Annotated in this window: 19 protein-coding genes; 7 read left to right on the top strand and 12 right to left on the bottom strand. The window is 57.0% G+C overall.

Translation table 11 applies throughout. From position 1 onward, the window contains the following. Window positions 1–179 precede the first annotated feature (179 nt). Window positions 180–1,061 carry a hypothetical protein gene (locus H6G07_RS24750; protein WP_073610996.1) on the bottom strand — a complete coding sequence of 294 codons (882 nt, stop codon included), beginning with the start codon at window positions 1,059–1,061 and terminating at the stop codon, window positions 180–182. Window positions 1,062–1,228: 167 nt separating this feature from the next. Between H6G07_RS24750 and H6G07_RS24745 the strand changes: the two genes are divergently transcribed. The 3 genes from H6G07_RS24745 (at window position 1,229) to H6G07_RS24735 (ending at window position 5,572) form a co-directional block, all read left to right on the top strand. Further along, a complete protein-coding gene (locus H6G07_RS24745) occupies window positions 1,229–1,381 on the top strand; it encodes a hypothetical protein (protein ID WP_171973105.1) in 153 nt (50 codons plus the stop codon). 189 nt (window positions 1,382–1,570) lie between these two features. Further along, window positions 1,571–1,738: a hypothetical protein gene (locus tag H6G07_RS24740; protein WP_171973104.1), complete on the top strand. Its 168-nt coding sequence runs from the start codon at window positions 1,571–1,573 to the stop codon at window positions 1,736–1,738. 192 nt (window positions 1,739–1,930) lie between these two features. Next, a complete protein-coding gene (locus H6G07_RS24735) occupies window positions 1,931–5,572 on the top strand; it encodes a CAAX protease (RefSeq protein WP_073610995.1) in 3,642 nt (1,213 codons plus the stop codon). A gap of 40 nt (window positions 5,573–5,612) precedes the next feature. Here H6G07_RS24735 and H6G07_RS24730 read toward each other — a convergent pair whose 3' ends face one another. Continuing rightward, window positions 5,613–6,356 carry a hypothetical protein gene (locus H6G07_RS24730; RefSeq protein ID WP_139297201.1) on the bottom strand — a complete coding sequence of 248 codons (744 nt, stop codon included), beginning with the start codon at window positions 6,354–6,356 and terminating at the stop codon, window positions 5,613–5,615. Window positions 6,357–6,623: 267 nt separating this feature from the next. Here H6G07_RS24730 and H6G07_RS24725 point away from each other — a divergent pair, with 267 nt between their 5' ends. Next, on the top strand, window positions 6,624–7,439 hold the full coding sequence (locus H6G07_RS24725; RefSeq protein WP_073610993.1) for an FkbM family methyltransferase: 816 nt from the start codon (window positions 6,624–6,626) through the stop codon (window positions 7,437–7,439). 34 nt (window positions 7,440–7,473) lie between these two features. On the opposite strand, the gene H6G07_RS24720 is transcribed toward H6G07_RS24725, so the two are convergent. Continuing rightward, window positions 7,474–8,127: a hypothetical protein gene (locus H6G07_RS24720; protein WP_073610992.1), complete on the bottom strand. Its 654-nt coding sequence runs from the start codon at window positions 8,125–8,127 to the stop codon at window positions 7,474–7,476. A gap of 261 nt (window positions 8,128–8,388) precedes the next feature. Here H6G07_RS24720 and H6G07_RS24715 point away from each other — a divergent pair, with 261 nt between their 5' ends. Together H6G07_RS24715 and H6G07_RS24710 are read left to right on the top strand one after the other, a co-directional pair. Continuing rightward, a complete protein-coding gene (locus H6G07_RS24715) occupies window positions 8,389–8,799 on the top strand; it encodes a hypothetical protein (protein ID WP_073610991.1) in 411 nt (136 codons plus the stop codon). Between the two features lie 4 nt (window positions 8,800–8,803). After that, complete coding sequence (locus tag H6G07_RS24710; RefSeq protein ID WP_073610990.1) at window positions 8,804–10,060, top strand: aldehyde dehydrogenase family protein; 1,257 nt, start codon at window positions 8,804–8,806, stop codon at window positions 10,058–10,060. A 67-nt stretch (window positions 10,061–10,127) separates the two neighbouring features. Here the strand turns inward: H6G07_RS24710 and H6G07_RS24705 are convergent, their stop codons facing one another. From H6G07_RS24705 to H6G07_RS24675, 7 genes are all read right to left on the bottom strand, one after another. After that, window positions 10,128–11,258, bottom strand: coding sequence for a hypothetical protein (locus H6G07_RS24705; protein WP_084173649.1), 1,131 nt, complete (start codon window positions 11,256–11,258; stop codon window positions 10,128–10,130). Window positions 11,259–12,123: 865 nt separating this feature from the next. Next, window positions 12,124–12,615: a T3SS (YopN, CesT) and YbjN peptide-binding chaperone 1 gene (locus H6G07_RS24700; RefSeq protein WP_073610989.1), complete on the bottom strand. Its 492-nt coding sequence runs from the start codon at window positions 12,613–12,615 to the stop codon at window positions 12,124–12,126. Between the two features lie 130 nt (window positions 12,616–12,745). Further along, complete coding sequence (locus H6G07_RS24695; RefSeq protein WP_242026977.1) at window positions 12,746–13,495, bottom strand: ATP-binding cassette domain-containing protein; 750 nt, start codon at window positions 13,493–13,495, stop codon at window positions 12,746–12,748. A gap of 29 nt (window positions 13,496–13,524) precedes the next feature. After that, entirely contained in the window at window positions 13,525–14,697 is a 1,173-nt protein-coding gene (gene devC / locus H6G07_RS24690; protein ID WP_073610987.1) for an ABC transporter permease DevC, read from the bottom strand. Window positions 14,698–15,078: 381 nt separating this feature from the next. Continuing rightward, window positions 15,079–16,242, bottom strand: a complete 1,164-nt coding sequence (devC, locus tag H6G07_RS24685; protein ID WP_073610986.1) for an ABC transporter permease DevC — start codon at window positions 16,240–16,242, stop codon at window positions 15,079–15,081. 9 nt (window positions 16,243–16,251) lie between these two features. Continuing rightward, on the bottom strand, window positions 16,252–17,424 hold the full coding sequence (locus H6G07_RS24680) for an efflux RND transporter periplasmic adaptor subunit (protein ID WP_073610985.1): 1,173 nt from the start codon (window positions 17,422–17,424) through the stop codon (window positions 16,252–16,254). Between the two features lie 159 nt (window positions 17,425–17,583). Beyond that, entirely contained in the window at window positions 17,584–18,606 is a 1,023-nt protein-coding gene (locus H6G07_RS24675) for a FecR domain-containing protein (RefSeq protein WP_073610984.1), read from the bottom strand. A 386-nt stretch (window positions 18,607–18,992) separates the two neighbouring features. Here H6G07_RS24675 and H6G07_RS24670 point away from each other — a divergent pair, with 386 nt between their 5' ends. Next, window positions 18,993–20,270, top strand: a complete 1,278-nt coding sequence (locus tag H6G07_RS24670; RefSeq protein WP_073610983.1) for a hypothetical protein — start codon at window positions 18,993–18,995, stop codon at window positions 20,268–20,270. Between the two features lie 186 nt (window positions 20,271–20,456). On the opposite strand, the gene H6G07_RS24665 is transcribed toward H6G07_RS24670, so the two are convergent. Continuing rightward, window positions 20,457–21,659, bottom strand: coding sequence for an ABC transporter permease (locus tag H6G07_RS24665; protein ID WP_073610982.1), 1,203 nt, complete (start codon window positions 21,657–21,659; stop codon window positions 20,457–20,459). Window positions 21,660–21,692: 33 nt separating this feature from the next. Next, entirely contained in the window at window positions 21,693–23,069 is a 1,377-nt protein-coding gene (locus H6G07_RS24660; RefSeq protein ID WP_171973103.1) for an efflux RND transporter periplasmic adaptor subunit, read from the bottom strand. Window positions 23,070–23,102: the final 33 nt, after the last annotated feature.

The raw sequence follows: 23,102 nt of genomic DNA, 5'->3' as shown, positions 1-23,102 counted from the left end.
ATTTGAGTCTTTCCATTCTCTCAAATTAGTCTAATCTTCGTGGTCAGCGGTTGCAAAGTTCTTTGTAACTCTACTAGCATATCGCAACAACTCGCTGCACCACGGTTGTTTAGCTTGGTGACTGTTAGACAGCTCTATCTGAAACTACAATCATCAACGATAACTTATAGTCTAGTAATTCATTTGATTTCACCAGTTAAACCAGAATTGTCTTCAATTTTTGCTCCAATCTCATGTATGGGATAAACTTCCAGCAAGTAGAGGTAGAAGAAAGCTAGTGATATAAACAAAACCAAAAGACCAATGATCGAAGAGCTGAGCTCGACCGTACCTCCTTTAACGGAAAACTTTGTTTCTGATGACAAGCCCCTTCTAAGCTGCTCATAAGATAGAAGAATCCCAGCTATCACAATGACAACTACTAATGCAAAAATTGCAATGCTGGAGTAAAAACTTAATCGCAATGTGTTTTTACGATGAATTAATTCCCAGGTATCGTACTCGGTTTTTTTATCCTGAAAAGCAGGAGAGTTATTTCGAGCTATAGCCGACATCGACGCTCCGACTCTTGCTCTTCCGGATGTTGTTCCTTCTCCAGAGCTTAAAGCAAAGAACTCGCGTGTCGAGTCAGCAAGATTTTGTTGGTATTCTCCAATTTTTTGCGATGCTTCACTGCGTTGCGCCTCATCTTGAGAAGCTTGCTGAAGAAGGTCAATAGCTTTTAACCATTGGCGAGAAACGTTACCCCAGTCCTCACTACTAGCTGCAACGTTACTTTGTTCAGTCGCTTTATCACCAAGTTCTAATGCTTGCTCAAGAGCTGACGGTGCATCAGTTATTGTTGCTTCTGTCAATGTTATGTCGGCACCCTCAACTTCAACATTAGGTTCTTGGATAGGTGTAATAGATGGATAACTCTCTAGAGCTGTGGCAATGGAGTAGTTCTCTCTGGCAAGACTGATAACTGATTGGTTGGAAATTGCAAAAACAGGACTTGCTATGCCAGGGCAAAGAACGAACGCAATGCAAGATACATAGAGTTTTAGACGAAGCTTCGACATTTTTTGGGGATGCAAAATTAAAAATCGCACTACTGAAACTGATGTTATGGATGTACTCCACAGTTCTTTTTTTACGGTGCCTCAATCAAGAACTGAAACAAGCTAACGTTTCCAATCACCAAGCCTAGATATACCATGCAACTCACCGATCACTAGACTTTTCTCCAGTGCCTTGGGCTTCTTGGGTCGCTCAATTGCCCTTTAGCAACGTTCTCTCCTACGCCCAGGAGGTCGAAGGCTACTACGAACTCACTAACGGAGAATTGGTTGAGATGCCGCCAGAGCTGTACGACAATTTGCGTTGCGCCCTAAAGCGTTAAGACGTATTGAAAGTGTTGGTAGATGCTGCTCAAATTTGTCTCCAGGGTTTGGCCCTAGCTGTGCCAGGTCAGCCCAAAAATTGCTGTCCCGACCTGACAAATGCTGCATCTGATTATCCCGAGCAGATGCGCAAGCTGGGGCAAGCGGCCATTACCCTACAGATGGCTCCCCCTTAGCGGGTAGTCGAGGTGGTTAGCCCAGGAGCCGAGAATCGCCGCCGTGACTATTTAGAAAAGCGCAATCAGTACAAGTGGCGTGGCATTGGCGAAGCCACATTTGAGGGAAAAGCTGTGGTTGAATCGCCTACTTTTCCCGATTGGGCAATGACCGCTGAGGCCATGCTGGCGGTGGGTTAAAGTGAGAAAAGCCTGTGTTGGCTAAGCCGCATTCAGCAACGTGCGTCCCCTTTCGTGCCTAGTCTGAGCTAACGTTGCGATTCGTGGAGCGTTCGTTTCGCAATCGCTCCAAAATCCTTCATTTAACCTAACAGTGGCAGTTTTGCCTTTAACCTTGGAGTAAAATCTCGGCACAAGGTTGAGGCTGAGCCAATGCTAGATCGCTTCTGGGAAGTGCTGGGCTACGTGTTTGCTCTCAACGACGAGGCTTTTCGCATTGCCACCACCGTACCAGCGGGGAGAAGCCTGGCGCTGTTAGTGGTTTTGCTGGCGGGGCTATCTCAGGGCATTGGGCAGAGTATTATTCTCTTCATTAACCAGGTGCGGCCCGCCCGATTTGTGCTCAGTCTGGGCATTAATGCGGTGCTGTTTGCCTTTGGTTTTTTGGCCTTGGTGGTGAGTACCTGGCTAGTGACCCTGGCCCCTTGGTCGCAGAACCTTCCCCTGGGGCAGCTGGTGACGGTGCTGGGGTTGGCCTACGCCCCGCTGCTGTTTAGCTTTTTGGGAGCATTGCCCTACCTGGGGGTGCCCATTCTCAACCTGCTGTCGGTGTGGCATTTGCTGGCTATGGTGGTGGGCTTTGGGGCGATCGCCAACCTGGGCACCAGCCATGCCTTTAGCTACATTGCCCTGGGCTGGATTTTGCTGCAAGTTTTGCAAAACACTGTGGGTCAGCCCATTGCCAACTTGGGCAAGCGCATTGCCAATCGGGCGGCGGGGGTCGATCTCGTCACCAATCGCCGAGCTTTGACCGAGTCGTATCAAGCGGGGTTGGCCGACACCTCTACCCGCTGGCACGAAGAGTTTACCCAGCGATTCAGCGCCCTCAGTCAGGGGGATGCGATCGCCGCTGTCACTGGTGAGCCTCCGACCCTAGCTCTGGCCAGAGTCGGGGGCTCGACCGTCTCGGTCAATGCCGGTTCAAACGGCGATCGCCTTGATAGCTTTAAGACACTGCTCGTCCTAGGCGCTATGGCGGTGCTAACGGTAGTGGTGCTGGCACTGCTGCGGCCTATTCGAGCCTGGTGGTTTGGCTGGTTGAGCGGTCTGCCCAGCCTGGCGCTGCTAGTGCTGAACTTTGTCTGGATTGGTATTGTCGCTCTGGTGGTGGCCGGGCTGCTGGCCCCGCTCGAAACTCTGGGCTGGTGGGCCGGCTGGTATGACGACGAGGTTAACACCACCGTCAACGCCGGAGAACTGGCTGAACCCGTGGTCGACCACAGCCAGGTCAGCCGCTACATGGTTTACCTTGACGGCATCGGCATTTCCAGCTTTGAGTACCTGCCCGACATCGAAGAATTTCTCGACACCCTGGCCCCCACCCTGCCCCAGGGCGTGGCGCTGATTCGCGGCATCATGCCCTACTCGGTGATGAATGCGCCCCTGGATGAAGATCGGCCCCTGTCGTTTCTGTGGCGCTACGCTGACAGGCTGCGATTTGCCAACCCCATGAGCGTGCTGGGTCTGCTGGTCAACATTCGCAACGTGCTGATTGTGGGGGTGTCGGCTGACAAGCGCTACGGCCCGCTCTACAACCAGGGCATTGCCCAGGTGGTGTTTAACGGTCTGATCAAAAATGGCTACCGAGTGGGCAGCGGCACCCCCGTCACGCTGATGGGCTACAGCGGCGGCGGGCAGATGTGCTGTGCCAGCGCCCCCTACCTCAAGCGGGCCCTAGGTGCGCCCATCGACGTCATCTCCCTGGGTGGGGTGATGAGTGCCAACATCAACCTACTCCAACTGGAGCATCTCTATCACCTCTCAGGCGAGAAGGATGTGGTGGAAAAGCTGGGGCCAAAGATTTTTCCGGGGCGCTGGCGGCTGTTTCCGCTCTCGTTCTGGAATCGGGCGAAGCGCAGGGGCAAAATCTCGTTCATTTCCCTGGGGCCGGTGGGCCATCAGGTGCCGGGGGGCATTCTCGACCCCAAGCTGGTGCTGCCCGATGGCCGCAGTTCCTTGACTCAGACCATCGACACTATCAACGCCATTCTGCGGGGTGAAATCTTAGAAACCGGGCTGGAGCGGGGCAGCAAGGCAAATAACTACGATATCTTTCGCGCCCATCCCCTGGTGCAGTACGAGAGCTATCCGCTCGATCAGCACCCTAACCTAGCGCTCTACGTGCCCATTGGCGACTGGATTGGGCGGCTGATTTTGCCCGCCAAGGCCGAGCGCTTTGGCGGTGTCTTCTACGAAATTCACCACGCGCCCAACGATCACCGCAGGCTGGTGGGTCGAGTGGTAAAGCTGCGCTGGTCTGACCACCCCCTCACCCAACAGATGGTGCAAGCCGTCACCCACGATGTGCACTTTAGCGCGGATGCCGAGTATGCCAGCCGCTTTGGCGGCGTGGTTAATCCGGTGCGGCTCAACCACTGGCTGCGGGTCGACCCGTTAGAATCTCTGGCCGGGTCGCTGCCGGAGGATGACCTGGTGGTAGTGGTCGAAAATCCCCAGGTGGTGCTCGATCGCGACGGGGTCACGCTTTTGATCGCGGCTCAGCCGATGGAGGTGACGGGGCGCTACTACGGCCTGGTGCAGTTTGTGGGCTCATCGGGCGACCAGTGGCGAGTACGGCATTTCAACAAGGCCAGCCGCGCTTTTGATGGCCCCGAAGAGGGGGTGAGCCTGCCCCCGGTGGCCCCAATGGCGGTCTACGGCAGCCACCCCTCTACTACAGAAGGTCTGGAGCGATCGCCCTACAACGAGACTGGTTGGTATATCTACGGCGCGCCTGATGCCAGTGGCACCTTTGTGGTGCAGGCTCTCGCTCCCAGGGCACTGTTTCGGCTCCAGCCCGATCGCGTTGTATTTGGCGGAGCAAAATCAGCCTACCGCTACATTCGCAACGAGTCGTGGGCCGACGTGGTGGCCCAAAAAGGCAAGGTCAGCTCGGTGCTCTGTACGGTGCGCGACAACGGGCGACCCGAGGCGATTCGCGACGCAATCGACGAGTGGCAGGTGGGCGATCGCGCCCTCATCCTCCACACCTACGGCGGCATCGGCGGCAACCACCGAGAGCCCGCCGCCGCCACCCCGATTTTCTTTGGCCACTTTGCCTACGGTCGGGCCGACGTGGTGTACGACCCGCTGGCTGATGAACGGCGGTTTGAGATTCGCTATTACCAGGTCTACGCCCACAACATTGACGGGCTAATTGCGGGCACGATTCACTGGTCGCGGTATCAGGGCGATCGCCAGCGGGGCTGGCTGGGCACCCGCCCCACCTGCGACATTTTAGTTAAGCTCGACGCCTTCAACCGCTACTACTACTTTGACGATGAGCGCCGCTCTCCCCTCACCCGCATGGAGGCCCACCTGCAAGCGATGACCGCCCGCTACCGCATTGGCGACGGCACCGGCGGCACCTTTGTCGGCCCGTCCAATAACTGCTCCCAAGACTCTAACCAGGCGCTGTTTGCCAGTTTGCAAGGCATTGGTGTCAGCCTCTACCACCATGCCGATGCTCTGCTTGATCAGCACCCCGACCAGGCTGAGCCCCTATATCAACTCGCCCTCTTCGGCAAAGACCTCAAAGACACCCTGCAACCCTTGGGGGGCCTGCGTCCCGCCTGGGAAAAGAACGAATTTAACCTGGGCAGCTCGATCGAAGACGAACCTTTGCGTAACCTATTGATGGGGCTGGGCAGCTGGCGCACGGTGTTTCCCCGCAAGGCCAGCGACGTGGTGGTGCATAAGTTTCTCAAGTACGGCGCATCGGCCTGGGTACTGCGCACCAGCCAAGTGGGTGGCCACGACCCGGATATTGAACCGATCGCGCCAATGACGTTTTAAGGCCCCTGCCGACGACAGCAAGGACATGGGCTTACTTCCACTACTTACCTTTCTTCTTCTTGGCCTTTTTTGCCTTCTTCCCTCGTTTTTCATTCCCTTGAGAAGAGGTTGAGGCAGCGGCCAGAATTGTCTTCACCTTGTCAACAGCCTCGTCAATAACTTGAGCTACCGCTTTTTGGGTGGCGCTAGCGCTATCTTGGGTGGCGTCAATGCGATCGCCTAAAGCATGGCGCGTTTTACCGGCTTTGCCTTTTGCTCCAGCGATCGCATGCTCGATTTGAGCCACCACAAACTCTCGCGTCTGATCCGCTTTCTGTTTAGTGCCGTCGATCAGTTCGCCAGCCCGCTCTTGGGCAATACCTGCCGTCACGGCGGCGGCTTCTTTGGCATTTTCTATGCCCTGGTCAACTCCGGCGGCGGCAGATTGACCGTTAACTAGGGTGCTTTCCACCACATCCGACGCTTCTGAGGCTGGCGCAACGGCATTGACAATCGCCTCTTTTACCCCGCCTACAGCAGTCTTCACCGAATGATTGAGCGGGTCGAGCTGATCTTGAAGTGTTTCTTTGGGGTTTGATTGGGCTACTGCCTGAGAGATCTTATTGGCGGCAACTTGGGAAACTTCGGCAAGCACAGCCGCTGCCACTACGGAGCCAAGCTTTCGCGGACTGAGTCCTAAAACGGTGCTGTCGCTCTGGGGCTGCTTGCTCTCAGATTCATTAGCCGGTTGACTAAGCTGAGAACTCTTCTTGTTGTTTTTCTTCTTAACAGACTTAGTTGACATGGTGTATCTTTCCGTTCCCGATTCATGAAGCGTTTCGCCAGCTAGCAGCAGACTTAGGCAACTACGTTTGCCCTAGTAAACCGTCGCTCCGCTGCCGCTGCATTAGCGCGTGTGTTAGAGCTTTTCACCTTAACGATGGGCTGCTCTCAGTGCGTCTGCTCTGCGATGGATATGCGGTGCTGACGACAATCTTGATGAAGTCCACAAACTCTCCTGGGGCCGAGATGCTCTACGCTTAGAACATTATTTTTCTCCAAGGGCAATCTAATGCGTGTAGAAGCTTGCTGCCAGGCCCTCTTTGAGCACCTACTGCCCGATATCGACCCTCAGCGCCAGGGGCTTTGTGTCGATGTGGGGGTGGGCACCTTCGCCTTTTACTGCGAGCTGTTTGCCCGTCTTGGGTTTCCCACCGTCGCTGTAGAACCTTCTCCCACCGACAAATTGCGGATGGTCTGCCAGCAATATCCCATTCGACTGATCGAGCAGTGTCTATCCGATCGCGTCGGGACTCAAACCCTACATATGGGCCAATTTGCCAATGTTGCCAACAGCAACTTTAGCTCCCTATCGGCTGACTGGTTTGGGGCCTCGACAATTACGCGCCCGGTGCTGACCCTCGACCTGGCAACCTTGCTCAACCAGATCACCGCCACCCAGATCACCGCCTTCAAGCTCGATATCGAAGGTTGGGAACCCGTCGTGATTAAGCAATTTACCGCTTTGCCTACGGAACAACTGCCCCAGGTGGTGATGTTTGAGTACGGCGGCGGCAGCAGCCGCACCCAGGGTGAAAAGGGCTGGTCACCCAAATTTTTGACGGGCACTATGGATTGCTTGCAAACCCTACAACAGCGGGGCTACGGCTTTAGCATCATGGTTGACTACGCCGCCGGCACCCAGCCTAAGGTATTTGATCTTCAAGTCCTAGATCTGGCCCGAGAGGCACCCTTCTATCCCAATGGGGTCTATGGCAACATGCTGTGTTTTTATCAGCATCAGTTCCCTGCCGAACGCATTCTATCGATCTGTGCGCCCTACGGCGGTGGCTTGGCCAACTGGCTAGTCAGCAAGCTGGTGTCTTAGGAAGTAGCTTGGGTCAAGCGTTTCAACCGGTTACCTAAACCCCAAACCCCTTGGGCACCTGCTCGTCGGAGTAGTAGTGCCCCAGAGAGGCCACTGGTTCTTCTATCTCGATCGCACTGCCGACCGGGGCATCGGCGGCAGCAACCAGGAAGGCATCGGGGTCGGAGCGGTAGGCGGCCAGCAGAGCCTTCTCTTCGGCGGAGAGATCTGGCGAGCTATCTTGCTCAATCTCTTCAAAGGTCGTTTCGATCAGCTCCATCTGCGCTTCGGCGGCGCTGAGCTCGTGATGGGTTTCGGCGTTGAGCAATTGCTCGAGGGGTTGCAGTTCGGCCACGTGGCTAGCGAGGGCTTGCAGCTTCTCCTCATAGGCGGTGGTCAACTGCTGAAGCTCTTGCCGGTGCTGGGTCTCTTGCTGATCGAGGGCAGCTTGCAGCCGCGCGTCTTGCTCTTTCAAGGCCGTTTGCATGGCTGCCTTTTCGAATTCAGCGGCACGCAATTTGGCCTGGTGAGCCTTTAGCGCTTTCAGCAGCGGTACCATTTGTCCCTTCAGGGTCATGTGCTCGACATCGAGCTGATTGAACCGTTCTGATAGGGTGATGTAGGCGCGACAGAGGCGAGTGTAGCGCTCTACCATCTGATTGACGTGCTGAAAGTTTCTCACTGCCGTCTCCAGGCGATCGGTAACCATAGCAACATCCTGCCCATAGGGGCGAGTGGGGGGCGAGTGGAAACAGGGTTTGATTAGCCCTTACCTACCACGTTTATCCTCAAAATTTCAAGCGGCAGAGGATACAGTTTAACGATAAAGCGAAGCTCTGCCGACCAGCCTCACCGCTGCCGCCAGTCAGTTCTTCGTCTGCCGCAGGTTGTATTTCCGGGGAGGTTTTGGTTAATGTGTCAGAATGATGAGTAATTTCCAGCCCGTCTTCGCCCCCACCCCGGCAGTGCTGTGCGTACTTATAAAAGCCAAAAGATCGACCAGAACGCCGACTATCCCTGCCCTTGTCGTCGCAATGGGTGCATTAAGCCCATTACCCTGACTGAGGCCTTTGGCTGCGATCGCTGTCAGCAAATTTTTGTTGTGCAAGACGATGGCTACGTGATTGAGCAGCTGTCTACCCACTACCCCTACAAACGCCTCTGGCGCTGGACCGGGCAGCAGTGGCGGCTCGATCGCTCCTCCCTCAACGTCAGCTACCTACCTCTGGTGGTGCTGGCCGCCTTTGGCATGATGGTGTTCTTTTTGCTGTTGGCCACCCTGCAATCCCCTGATGGTGCCCAATCGGTGGCGCGATTGCTGACTACCCTGGCGGTGGCGCTGGCGGTGGTGGGCATGTTTTGGCTGGCCTCTCGGCGTTAGGCTTATGGTAAACCTCACTACCCAGGCAGACTTTAGCGCGGCGGTTGAGCAGGTGCGCCGGGCCGGTCGCGACCTAGTTGCCGTCGGGTTTGACACCCAGACCCGCCTGCTAGAGGCGGTCGCCACCGCCATTGAAGCGAGCTTTGACGACATTCTTGAAGCCAACACCCTCGACCTTGAGGCCAGTTTGGAGATGGCGGTGCCCGAACGGGTGCTCGACTGGCTAAAGCTGACCCCCGAACGCCTGCAAACCACCGCTAAAATTTTGCGGCGGCTGGCCTACCTGGGTGACCCCCGAGGGTTGCTGCACCCCGCCCCCAGTCGACTGAGCAAGGCCGTAGCAGGCTATGGCCAGGTGGTGCCCCTGGGGGTCGTGGCCCTGGTCTATGAAGCGTTTCCAGAACTGGCGGCGATCGCGGCGGGGCTGAGCCTGCGCACGGGCAACGGCCTCATCCTCAAGGGCAGCAACGAAGCCAGTCAAACCAACCAGGCGATTTTGCAGGCCCTCCACGAGGCTCTAGACTCCCTAGGGCTGTCTCCCTACTGTATTTTGTCGCTGACCGAAGAGCAGGGCGACGTTGCTCGCAGCTGGCTCTTGCAGGATCCCGGCATCGACTTGATTATTCCCTACGGGCGGCCAGGGCTGGTGCAGCAGGTGGTGCGTCAGGCCGGTGTGCCCGTGCTGCCCACAGCCATGGGCAACTGCTATCTCTACTGGTCGCCCACTGGGCAGCTCGACATGGTCACCCACATGGTGCTCGACAGCCATCGCGGTGAGCCCGATGCGGTCAATGCGGTAGAAAAGGTGCTGGTACACCGAGGCTGCAATCCTTCGACCCTGGTGCAGCTATGCCATACCCTATGGGATCAAGACTTTGAAATACTAGCCGACGAGGAGCTGCTACCCGATCTGCCCGATGTGAAACCGGCGGTGGACACTGACTGGAAGCGCCCATTTCTGGGTAAAACGGTGGCGCTACGTTCGGTTGACAGCGTGCAAGCCGCAGCCACGCTGATCAACCGCTACAGTAGCGGTCACGCCAATGCGATCGCCACTGAATCCTACGCCGAAAGCAGCCGCTTTACTCAGCTCGCCACCAGCGCCGTCATCTATATCAACACCTCCCCGCGATTTGTGCGCAACCCAGCCCAGGCCTCCTCTATTGCCCTAGGGATGACGGCCCAGCGCGGTCGCTGCAACGGCTTTGTGGGCCTAGGTGCTTTTGTCACCACGCAGCATATTTTGCAGGGCCTTGAGTAGTTCCCATCAGGCCTGGGGGCTGGGTATCGGTGGTTGGCTGACGGCTGTGGCGATCGCTCCCTGCACATTACACTCGTAGTCGCAGAGCATTAATCTGCTCAGTTATATATCGACCCACCGCTTTTTCTGAGCACTTTGTTTCCCACCAGTCTAAAGTCTGCTGATGCAGTGTTTGAAGCAGCTCTGGATCGTTGAGCAGCCTTGTCAACACCGGCTCTAGATTCTGCCAGCTACCAATTTGAATAATAGGTGCACCGTTGTAAAACCAGCGGTCGGGCAGCGATTCAACGATGGTCACACAGCCGTAGCGCATAGCCTCCAGCAGCCTGTAAGTTTCTAGGGTAGTACCCCTGGGAGCCAAACAGATCTTGGCATTCATCATGTCGTCGCTGTAGGTGGAATGGGCGGCATGGTTTGAGCCTACATAGCCAACGGAAACGGCTAGATCAACCTGAAATTGAGGATGGTTTGCCTTGAATTGTTTTAGGCTACTCACCATCTGTTCGCGGGAATAGGCTTTAGGGGTCTTAGACCAGTACCGCAACGACCAAACTGGATAAATATGCTGGACAATGCTGCCGTCAAAAAATATGTCGCAGGTGCGATTTTGGATGGGTTTGACAGGCAAGTTTCTGGAATTAAAATAACCTGGTGGGATGTCATAAATAGGGGCGATATGGGCCTTCCCAATCAGCAAAAATCGCAGCTTTCTAAGTCTGTGCTTAATTTTCTTGATCAGTCTATAGCCCATGTTCTTGACCGACTGACCTAGTACTAAAAACTTAAAGTAAGAAAGTCTTAATAGAGGGCGGTAGAGATTGATCTGCTCGCGAATTTGATGAGTGCCGTAGCATTTAAAGACCCCGCCAACTTGATTAATATATTCTGGAATCCGGTAAAATTCATCACCCAGAATTAATACAAAGACGTTGTCACCGTAGGAAGGAAGTTCTTTTATGTCGACCATAGTGACATAGAAAGTCAATCCTTGATTAGGCAAAGCCTGATCAACAGTTTGTAAGACTTTGCCAAAGTAGGCAACAAAGCTACAATTCTCTGGTTCCGGGTCGTAGATGTCCCAGGGAATTAGCTGACTTTTAATGTACATGAAAAACTGATTGGCACAGGGTTGGCTTGCATAGAAAATCTGCCTATTAAGGATGCTGTCGGCAGGCCAATTAGAGCGTCTTGTGAACATGGGATGTCTTAAAAAATTTTTAAAGTTTTGCTCTTTTTCTTGGGCATTTGCCCAGCTTAAGTCAAGCCGTTATGGTGTGATTTGAGGACTGCATCAACTATGTTGGATTTTGTGTATGGCTTCTGGACTGATAGCTTTTCTCCTAACCACTAATGATTAGCCTAAAGTAGCCTCTAGCCTTCCAAAAATGTGTCTTAAAAAACGAATTAAATCGCGTTCTTTAAGCCTGTTGAGTAGGTTTATTTGTTGTCAGATGGAAACGCCTACCGGCTCAACGCTCTACAAACCATAGTGTTTTTAGTTAGATTGCAGCTGCCTAATTTTCAACTGCTCACTTTATCAATCTCAATTCTTCGGTAAACCTTTAGCCTCTAGCAGGCCTATCTCGCTGGAATAGAACAACATAACCACGATCTCCTTGGATTGTGAGCCGACAGATATCTAATCTTCGCACTATCTTTTTATTGAGAGGGGGTTAATGTAATGGTTTGATGAAATTATCCGCTAAGCTCCGGAATTGGGAAGCTGCGGATATTGTTAATAAATTTCTGCCTAAGTAGAAATACCAGGTAGCTTCATAGAATCATGTTGCTTATCTGCCTGCGTAGTCCTGATTCCCCGGATGCCTCGCTGCATGAGCATAGGCATATCCACCGCTCTGGCTTGAGAGGCTACCGATCGTGGCACAACGTTACGATCGCTATACGTAGTTCTGGCTAGCTAGCTCAAAGCAAGATCGGCCTAGCCGTTGCAACCGCTGAGGCCGCTACATTGCTCTGCCCAACACCCTTGTCGAGAACTTGGTGGTCAATTTTGCGCTGGGTGGTGGGTAGGATGAACGCTATAGCTTAAAGGGCTAGTGGCGTTAGGACGCGATCGCCCCCCTCACTCGGTCAATGGCGCGCCGCCCCCCAAAACGCTGGGCAATAATGTCGTCGTAGGTGTCGGCGATCGTCACGACCGAGAGAATGCAGGTCTGTAGCTCCATCAGATCCATGTTTTCGCCGCCGAGAACGCTTTCCGAGAAGAGCACTTGGTTAGCCTCATCTAGCTGAAAAGCCCCAAAGCGCATGCGGCGATTTTCGGCCAGCAAAAAGTGCATCAGTTCACGGTCAACATTGCTGCCGATGGTGACGCAGCTAGTGGCGCGCACGGTAGCTAGATCGGCCTTTTCCCAAGGATGTACTTCCCAGGGCAGCACCTCGATTTCAACCAGGGTAGATCCGTAGAGAATATCAAACTGGGGCTGATCGGGGTAGGCCCGCAGGCTGTCTCTGAATAGGGCTGCGGTCTGGAGATAGTCGGCGACCTTGGTATAGGTGAGCGCCTGGACGTTGCTGACAAAGGAGATGGCCATGGAGGGGTGGGGAGTGGGGGTAAGGGGGTTAGGGCAATTGCATTCTGTGCGGCGTACAGAAACCGGGTTGCTTGGGGAGATGCAGTGGCTGTTGAGGTGGTAAAGAAACCCGGTTTCTTGTCCTGGCGTTTTACATGATGAACATTTTTTGATCGAGGGATTTGGGGGTGTGGGAGTCGACAAACTGTTGGGGGCTTTCGTCGGACTCCAGCCGACCGTCGACGAGGTTGATGATGCGATCGGCCACATCGAGAATGCGGTTGTCGTGGGTGACCATGAGAATGGTGCAGCCCCTTTCGCTAGCTAGATGCTGCATCAAGGTCACTACGTCGCGGCCCGACTTTTTATCGAGGGCGGCAGTGGGCTCGTCGGCCAAGATTAGCTGGGGCTGGTTGACTAGGGCGCGGGCGATCGCCACCCGCTGCTTTTGCCCGCCGCTCAGGGCCGCCGGTTTATAGTCGGCCCGCTCAGCCAGCCCCACCTGGCTGAGAATATCCACCGCCAGCCGCCGCTTGCCGCGAAAGTTGCCGGTGAGTTCTACTGCCATCTCCACATTTTGGGCCGCTGTCAGCGACTCAAACAGGTTGTGCGCCTGAAAGATAAAGCCAATGTTGCGGCGAATTCCGACTAGCTGGCGGTTGCCCATGCCTACCAGTTCTTGGTTGAGCACCTTGAGGCTCCCTTCGCTAGCCGATCGCAGCGCCCCAATCAGCGTCAGCAGCGTGGTTTTCCCAGAACCCGACGGCCCGGTCATAATTACAATCTGGCCGGGGTGTAGATCGAGGCTAATGTCAAAGAGCACCTGCTTACGCAGATCGCCCCGGCCAAAGAAATAGTCGAGGTGGCGCACCTGCACCGAACTGGTGGTGACCTTGGGCATAGGGGAGGACGTAGACAACGGCGTAGCACTCATAGGCCAAATACCTCTGCGGGGTCAGTGCGCTGTACCTTACGCACGGCAACAGCGCCAGAAATCAAACACATAATGAAGGTCGCTAGATATAGGTTAACCACCCGCTCTAGGGTCATCTTAAACAACAGGCCGGTGACGCTGGCCCCCAGGTTGTAGAACAGGGCGCTAATCAAAAAGCCCGGAATAAACCCCAGTACCGAGAGAATGACCGCCTCCTGAATCACCACTCCAAACAGGTAGGCATTGTCGTAGCCGATCGCCTTGAGGGTGGCGTACTCCGACCAGTGGTCGGCCACATCGGTGTAGAGGATTTGGTAGACGAGAATGATGCCCACCACAAATCCCATCGCCGTTAGCAGTGAGAATATAAAACCAATGCTGGTATTGACTTCCCAGTAGGTGCGCTCGCGGGCGATGAACCCTCCCGGTCCCTGCATGGGCAAGACCAGCACGTCCTTGGGTAGCCCCTCGCTGAGGGCCTGCACCAGAGGCTCAATGTCGGTGCCAGGAGTCACTCGCAGCAGGCCAATGTCGGCGGTGGCAAAGCTGCGCTCCTCTTCCTCAGGGCCACGATTGGCAAAAAAGCGCAGAAAGTTTTGGTCGCTCATGATCAAGTTGCCGTTGCCCGAGGCAAAGTCGGTGCCCAGGCTAAAGGTGCCCACAACGCGAATCTCGCGATCGGCCAGCTCGGTGATCACTCCGGTTTCGCGGGGGCCGACCTCGTCGCGCGATCGCGTGTCGATCATGGCGGTGTTGGGCAGCCGCAGCTCCTGCTGCCGGGCCAGCACCTCGGGCATGGGCAGCACCGGGTCGGAGGGGTTGTAGGCAATCACCCGCACCGGGCGAGTTTTGCGGGTGTCGGGGTTTTTCCAGCGGGCGTCGCTGAGGTAGATAGCGTAGGCCCCCTCCACTCCATCAAAGGCCTGGGCCTGGTAGAGGCGGCGGCGGGCAAAGGAGCGGGGCACAAACATGTTCTCCTTCAGCCGGTTGATGATCACAATTTCACCGTTGAGCCGCTCAAGCAACTGGGTCTGGCTGTCGTAGAGGGCGTTTTTGAAGCCGCTAAACAAAAACATCAGCAGCACCGCAAAGGCCACCCCGGCCATGGAGGTGAGAAACTTTTTGCGATCGTGAATCAGGTTGAGGAGCGCGAGGGGGGTGCGGCGCATGGCGATGGTGCCTTAGCGAAGGGGCGGTAGGGTGGGCACTGCCCACCATTGACCTCTGGGACTAAACAGATTGTTTGCTGGGTTGTGCTGGCTGGTTAAACCGGGGTGGGTGGTGGGAAATGCCCACCCTACAGGGAGCCTGCGCTTTTGCCAATCGAGGGCAATCAAAGAGTATGGGGCTGGAAACTCTAGAGATCGGCTGATCCACAGCGGGAAACAGCAGCGGCAGAAAACGTTGAGTCATACGGGTGATTCGGAGGGGCTGAGTGAGCAGAGTCGTTTTCTGAGTGGGTCGATGCTTCAAGCAGTGGTTGCAGGCGGGACAGCTGCACTTCGAACCAGCTGCATCCCAGTTCCAGACTCTATTTCTGACGCAAGCGGTCATGCAAACACCTCCGCCGGGTCAGCGGTGACGGCCTTGCGCACCGAAATCAGCCCCGACAGGGCACACATCAGCACCGTGAGAGAGAACACAAAAATCACCCGAAATACCGTCATCTGCATGGGCAGGGTACCCGCCGTGGCGTTGTAGGCCATCTGGTAGAGCCCCAGTGCCAAAATTAGCCCCGGCACGTAGCCCATCAGAGCCAGCAGCAGCGCTTCTTGAATCACGGTTTTGAAGAGATAACCGCCGCTGTAGCCGATCGCCTTGAGGGTGGCATATTCTCGCAGGTGGTCACGAATGTCGGTATAGAGAATCTGATAGACAATGACGGTGCCCACCACGAAGGAGACCAACACCCCCAGCCCAAAAATGAAGCCAATCGAGGTGGTTTGAATCCAAAACCGGCTCTCTTTGGCAATGATTTCGGGTTTGGTGTAAACCTCTACGTCGGCGGGCAACTGCGCTTGCAGGGCGGCTTTAACCCGCTCGGTGTTAGCATCGGGCTCTAGCAACACCAGCCCCAGATTGATTTGATCCAGCGGGCGCGGGTCAAAGTAGCGGCGGAAGTTTTGATCGCTCATAATCAGGGTGCCATCGGCAGCAAAGCCGCCCCCCAGGTCGTACTGGCCGGCGATGGTAATGCGGCGGCGATCGGCCTCGGTTTCGAGGCCTACGGTCTGGGGGCCAAACTCGGGGCGCGATCGCCGATCGATAAAGGCGCTATTGGGCTGCTGCAAGGCCTGGCGTTCCTCTAAGGTATCCAGCTCGGGCATGAGAAACACCGGGTCACTGGGGTTAAAGGCGTAGACAAACAGGGCTCGACTGAGACTGGTCTCGGGATTTTTCCAGAGGGCGTATTCGGCGTAGAGAGGCATCGCCTGCTGCACTCCCTCAATGCCCGCCGCCTGGTACAGCCGCTCACGAGGAAACGCTTTGGTGGAGCTGATTTCGAGGGACTGGGGGGAAATGAGAAAAATATCGCCGTTGAACTGGTCGTAGAAGTTGGTGGTGGTGCTGACCAGCGCCCCCAAAAAGCCCAGATTCATAAACATCAGCAGCACCGCAAAGGTGACGCCAGCCACGGCCACCAGTAAGCGGGGGCGATCGTGGCGCAGGTTATACCAGGCCAGGGGAATGCGCGGCAGGGAGGGGAATTTCATGGCCGCCTCCTAGGACTCAATATCGATGGCGACATCGACCTGGAGGTTGGTGAGCGCCGCCACTGCATCGCTCTGGTCAACCTGCACCCGCACTTCGACCACGCGGGCGTCGGCGTTAGCGGCGGGGTCGTCGTCGAGCACGTCATTTTTGGCAATTTGCAGACCAATCTCGCTGACGGTGCCGGTCAGGGTTTCAGCAAAAGCCCCGTTGCGGCTGGTGATGGTGGCGGGCTGACCCACCTCAACCAGGCCAATGTCAGTCTCGTAGACCTCGGCTACCACCACCATCTGGCGGGTATCGCCTAGGGCCAAAATGGGGCCATCAGCCGGAGAAACAGCTTCTCCAGGGTAGGCAAAGACATCGAGCACCTGACCGGCCTGGGGCGATCGCACAATGGTGCGAGCCAGTTGAGCTTCGGCCAGGGCCAGGTTTTGGGCCGCAGAGTCAACCTGGCTGGCCACCTGGGCGCGGGTGGTGGTGGCGCGAGCCGAAACCACCTGAGCCTGAGCGTTTCTGATGTCGCTGAGCCGGGCCTGCTCCAGCCGCTGTTTAGTGGCCTGGGCATTGCCCAGATCGGCGCGCAGGCTGTTGACGGTGGCTTGCTGGCGGTCTAGCTCCTGGCGAGAGATCGCCCCCGACTCGTTGAGGGCTTGAAATCGAGCCAGATCAATTTCAGCGACGCTCAGCTCGGCCTGGAGGCTTTCAACGGCAGATTGTTGGGCGGCGATCGCCGCCTGCTGCGGCCCGTCGATCTGCCCGACCCGAGTGCTGGCCTCCTGCACCTGGGAATTGCCTAAGGTTGTTTCGGCAGCGAGCTGGGCGCGGGCCTCGGCTAGCTGACTGGCGGCCACATCGCGCTCGGCTCGGCGCACGTCGTAGGTGTCGAGGTAAGCCAACACCTGGCCCGCCTGCACCTGGTCGCCCTTCTCAACTTCGAGGCGATCGATCCGCCCAGCTTCGGCGGTGGCCACGTCAATGACGCGGCTGGCAGGCTCAATGCGCCCCAGAGCGACCACCTTCACTTGCTGCGGGGGCGGTAGCTCGGCCTGCTCTCGGGCGGCCTGGCGACTTTGCATGACGTTGCGCACCGCTACGGTGGAACCTGCCCCCACAATCAGCAGGGCACCAATTAACAGCCAAAAACTCGGCTTTCTCCAAGGCTGAATCGGGTGAGTAGACATAGGTGCATAGGACAACTGCACTGAATTTAACTGAACGGTGTAGTTTAGTCAATGGGCGCAGGCAACGAAATCGAGACGCGACCCTGGGGCGATCGCTAGGTATTGCCCGTCAAATCTTGGGGGCAGGCAACGTTCAGAATTAGGCGACGCCGACGGCCCCTACGGGGGCGGGCTAAATGCTGGAGTTTCAGCGTTAGCGGGGGTCGCCGTTGAAGGTTCAACAGCGGTTGCCGCTGAACTTTCAACCCCTGGAGCCTCAACCGTTAAAGGCCCTTCAGCCGGTGGGGAAGCCGTAGCCGGGATGTCTGGGAGCGGATTGACTACCCCAGGCGGCGCATCGTTGAGGCGTCTCAGCTCTTCCACTGGGGTAGAAGGCGTTGCAAGCAGCGAATCTTCTGCTCTTTGGAGGCTGGCGTTAGGGGCAAAGTTGTTAATTAAGGCAGGGTCTAAAATGGCGTTTTCGGTATTAAAAGGCGTCTGCTGGCGTAGCGTACGCAGCAGATCGGGGCGCACAGCGGCTAGGGGGTCGTGGGGAGCAGGGCGGTAGGTAGGGTCGTCTAGGTGCAGACCCGCCATCAGAGCGCTGGTTTGGTAGAACTCCAGCAGGTCAAACTCCACAACCTGCCAGCCACCACCGCCGATAAAGGCCATTTGCCCCCCATAGAGGGCCAGCTCCTGGCCGGTTTCAGCCGCCGTCACCAGTACCGGGGCCGTGGGCAAGTCGGCCAGGGCCATCACCAGGGTTAGCTGTCGGGAGGGCACGTAACGGACGACTACAGCCGTGCTGTTGAGCCCCACGGTGGCGTTTGGGGTTTGAACCGTCGTCCGCCCCTGATTGGGGGGCACAAACAGGGCTACCGTACCTTGATTGAGCAGCAGCTGGCGGGTGTTGGGCCAAAATCGCAGGCTGGCCTGCTCGCCCACTCGAGTCAGCGACCCATCGTTGAAGAGTACTTCGGCCCTCGCCGCCGTGCTGGTGTTCAGAGTTTCCCCTGGGCAAAAGCAGTCGGCCACGGCGGCTGGGCGAATGTTGCCGCTGGCGGAAACCAGGCTCACTTGATAGGTGCTGGCCTTTAGATTGGCCCAGGCCCAAGGCACCTCTGCCAGGGCCGGAGACGCGATCGCAGTACTGCCCACAAACGCCAGCAGCACTGCCGAAAAACCGTTGGTACTAAAAACCATAGCTCAGTGAAGAGTGACCACGAATTGTAATAGGACGCTGGCCCTAAGGTAGATGCGGCCAAATGCCCTAGCCCCTAGGTGGACAGGGTAATTGTGCGTAGAATACCCCAACAGTGGCAGTTGAGCGCCAGGGGTGACACCATCGACTCAACATTGGTGCAGCACCGTCGCTGTTTTGGCAGAGTTCTGGCAAACTGGGCGCTATCGAAGTGGAGGCTTAGCTCTATGGTAGGGGTCGGGCAGCCCAACTCGGGGCGATTCATAAATCTTGTGTTCTCTTCAAATTAAATCTTTAATAAATTTGAGCCTTTTTTTCGGGAATTAGCGGCAAGATCAGTGATTCTGCTGGTGACAGGACAACACACGTTATATCCGGGCAGACTCCATTGGTTAAGCGGCACTCCCCCATCCCCCTGGCGTTAATCAGCTTTGGCCTGCTCTGCAGCGGCATCCTGCCGGATCGCGCTAGGGCCGATCAGCTCAGCCCTTCAACGGCCCCTGCCGCCAAGGTTGAGCTGATGACCTCGACTCCGAGCGAGGCGGCTGCGGTACCGATGCCGCCATTGTCAGGGCTCCCCTTTGCCTCGGGAGGGCTGACTGTGACCCTAGCCCCAGCCCCCGAGGGGGAGCCCGCCGAGGAGTCAGCCGCCGAGCCCCTGAGCGTTAACCCGGCTGTCTCCAGTCCGGCGATCGCCCCTGACCAGGCTCTGGTTACCGACACCTATCTAACTACGGCTGCCGCGCTGACTCCGCCATCTCTGCCCGCCCCAGCATCCTTGGCCCAGACTGTCCCCCCTGCCGACCCCACGGGGCAAGACCCCGAGCTGGGAGTCATTCAGGTGCGCAGCCTGCTAGAGGACAACGACCTGGGAATTTTGCGCATTCGCGATCAGCCTCAGATTCCGGTAGCGCCGCCGCGGCCCCCGGCAAAAATTGGGTTTTTCTCGGCCCGCCTGGCAATCGCCAATAGTGACAATATTTTGTTGGCGGTCAACGATGTGGGTGGGCTGACCGGCGATACCTTTCTGCGTCCTTCAATTGGCTTTGGCGTCTACCCTGCCCTTGGGCCGCAAACCGCCTTGATTGCCACCGCTGACTATGGGCTACAGCGCTACACGGCCCAGTCATCGCTCAACTACGACGATCTGCGGCTGCGGGTGGGGCTGCGTCAGGGGTTAACCCCCCGCAGCTACGGGCAGCTAATTTTTACCTACCAAGAGCTATATCGCCCTGGTGCCAACCGGGAAAGATTTTTCAAAAACACGGCTCTGGGCCTTACCCTAGGTCGCCGTGACCCCATTACGCCAAAGCTGGCCCTCGACACCTATTATCTGCTTCAGTTCAACGGGGCTCAGTCTACCAGCAGCGGCACCGCCACCGACTTTAGCCGTTTCTTTCAGTCGGCTGGCGGCTACCTGGGCTACGACATCACCCCCAACCTGCAAGCGGGCATCAGCTACCAGCTCAATTTCATTGACTACACCACCCAAGACCGCTACGACACCTTTCAGCAGGTGCTAGGACAGGTGGTCTACCGCATTAGCCCCAACCTGCGTTTCAACGTCTACGGCGGCGTTAGCTTTGGCCGCTCCTCTGAACCTCGGGTACGGTTTAACGACACCTTTTTTGGCGCGGCGATCGATGCCACGATCCCCTTATTTTAGCCAGACGTTGTTCTGAGGTCATCGTTGACAGCGCCGTTTGGTTTGGGTCGCCTTGGTGGGGGCGCTGTTGGCCTGTGGTGCTTCTCGGCCCCTGTGAGTTCAACTGCCACAATTCGGGCATGCGGTTAGGTGGGCAACCTCGGCACCCTGGGCGTCTCGATCATTTTGGAGGAACTAACTAAGGTGCTACTCTCCTCGTAGCGCCTGCACTACGTCAATGCGCGTCACCCGCAGGGCGGGCAGGAAACTAGCACCAACGCCAACCCCAAAGGCAGCTCCCATCGACAGGGCCGCATCGCGCCAGTTGAACTCGTAGGGAGCCTCAAACACGGTAGTGGTCGCCACTTTGGTCAACCCGTGGACGGTGGCCACCGCCGTGGTACCGCCAATCAGGCTAAGCAGAGCAGCTTCAGCGATGAACTGGGCCATAATTTCTAAATCGGTGGCCCCAATGGCGCGGCGCAGGCCAATCTCGCGGGTGCGTTCCATAATGGCGGCAATGGTGATGTTGGCGATGCCGACCCCGCCGATCACCAGGGCCAGCAGCCCCACGGCCTTGAGCACGCGAATGGAGGCCCGCTGGCGCTGCTCCTCTTCGTAGAGGTCTTCGACATTGCCGCCAGCGTAAATGTCGTAGCCGGGAAACATCTGCTGAAGCTGGGCCTCGACCTGTTCGGGGACGGTGTCGTAGTCGTTGAGGTCTCGTAGGGCGACCTGAAGCTGGCTCCAAGAGCGAGAGTTGCCCATCAAAATAGCGCCATAGGGCTCAGGCAACCACAAGGTACCAGGGGGTTCTCCATCCTCACTACCTTCGATATTTTTGGTCTCAATCAGTCCGACTACGGTGAAACGGGTGTTGTTGATAAAGATGCCTTCTCCCAGGGGTGAAACCTCCTCAAACAACCGCTGAGCCAGCACTGTATCGATCACAGCCACGGGTCGAAACGCCTCGTAGTCTTCAAAATCGAAGAAACGCCCATCCAGCACCCGCCGCCCAGTGGTGCGCTGGTAGTTTTCAGAAACACTCCAAGCTTCGAAGTTATCAGTGACGCTATCGGCATAGCGCACATCGTTGACCCGCCACAGATAAGACACGCGGCTAGTGCTGAGAATGCCGGGTACAGACTGCTCTAGTTCAGAAATTTCGGCGGCGTCAAACTCGACGGGGGGACGATCGCGTCCGCCAAAAACAGACACAGTGATGTTGGGGTTGTCCCTCGCGGCTAGTTGCTCTTGCAGCACGCGGTTGGCAATGGTGTCGATGTTGAGGGTGGCGTTGACGGCGGCAACGCCCATAAAAATGCCCAGGGCGGTGAGGCCCGATCGCACCCAGTTGCCGGTCAGATCTCGCAGGGTGGTGAGGCTGAGGTCGAGGGGGGAGAGGGGCATCGGGGCGTGATGGAGTAGGGGGTGAGGGGTGAGTTAGGGGGTGGGTGGGTGGCTGCCGGTGGGGGTTGTTTCCACAGTCATGCCGGGTTCGAGGGATTGGTCGGGTGGGGGGGTGAGGATGACGGTGTCGGTGTCTTGTAGGCCAGAGACAATTTCAACTGCCTCTAGGGTGTCGAGGCCGGTGGTGACGGGGCGTTTTTGGGCGCGGCTGTTGGCATCAACAACCCAGACAAAGGTTTCGCCGTCTGCTTGCTGAATGGCGTTAGTGGGCAGAGCTAGGGCGTTTTCTCGCTGCGCCAAGATCACTTCGACGCTGACGGAGCTGCCGGGGATGAGCACGCCGCTGGGGCGATCGAGCTGGGCGATCGCCTTGACCATAGCCTGGGAGCCCCCGCCGTCGCCTTCACTATCGGTAATCGCCTGGGGGGCAATGCTGGTCACTCGGCCCCTGTAGTTCTCGGGGCTGGGGCCGATGATGCTGACCCGCACCGGCATGTTGACCGACACTTTGTTGGCGTCGAGGGTCATGAGGTCAAAGAGCACCACTTCTTGGTTGGGGTCACCGATGGTGAGCAGGGTGCCTTCGCTCTGCACACCGTCGCCGGGCTGCACGTCGATATTGAGCACCACGGCGTCGAAGGGGGCGACGATGGCGTTATCGGCAATGCGAGCCCGAACGTTGGTTAATTTGGCCTGGTTTTGGCGAATTTCCAGCTCGGAGCGCTGGAGGTCAACTTCGGCCCCTCGCAGCTCCGACTGGGCTGTTTCTAGCTCGTCGCGATCGCCGTTGTACTCATCCTCAGAGATAAACCCCTGATCGACCAGCGATCGCGATTCAGTCAGTCGCTCTTCGGCCCGCCGCACGGTGCGCTGACGATCTTGCAGTACCTCAGCATGGCGTTGCCGCTGAAGCCTGAGAATTTCGGTTTCAATTTGGGCGTCGTCTAGCGCTTGCTCTAGGCTGCGATCGCGCAGCCGCAGCAGCACTGTGCCCCGCTCTACCCGCTGGCGCTCTTCTACCAGCACGGCCTCCACCGTGACATCCGCCGGGGCCTTGAGAACTTGCTGATTGCCCAGACTCATTATCCCCGAGGCGTCCACCCGGTTCTCCAGGGTGTCGCGGCTGGGGGTGCCGGTGGTCACCACCACGGGGTCGACGCTGCGGCGCTGCCAGGTGCGGTAGCCTAGCCAGCCTCCCACGCCCAGCACCAGCACTAGCCCCGACGCCACGATCCACCTCAGCCCAGGGCGAGAGTTGGCCCGAGCGCCATCGTCGAGCAGATCATCATCAAACAGGCCGGAGCTGAGGAGTTGAGAGGCTTCCGCCTGATCCGGCCTCAGCGGGATAGGGTCAGCATCCGCTGAGGCATTGGTGCGGGTGGAGGTGTCGGGGTGGGGTTCGGGCGGCACGGAGCATTCCAAACAAAGGGCAGCTAACGGCAG

The organism is Phormidium tenue FACHB-1052, from assembly GCF_014696675.1.
Lineage (GTDB): Bacteria > Cyanobacteriota > Cyanobacteriia > Phormidesmidales > Phormidesmidaceae > Nodosilinea > Nodosilinea tenuis_A.
Note: the sequence above shows the minus strand (reverse complement) of the source record. Positions and strands in the feature narration are given on the sequence as shown.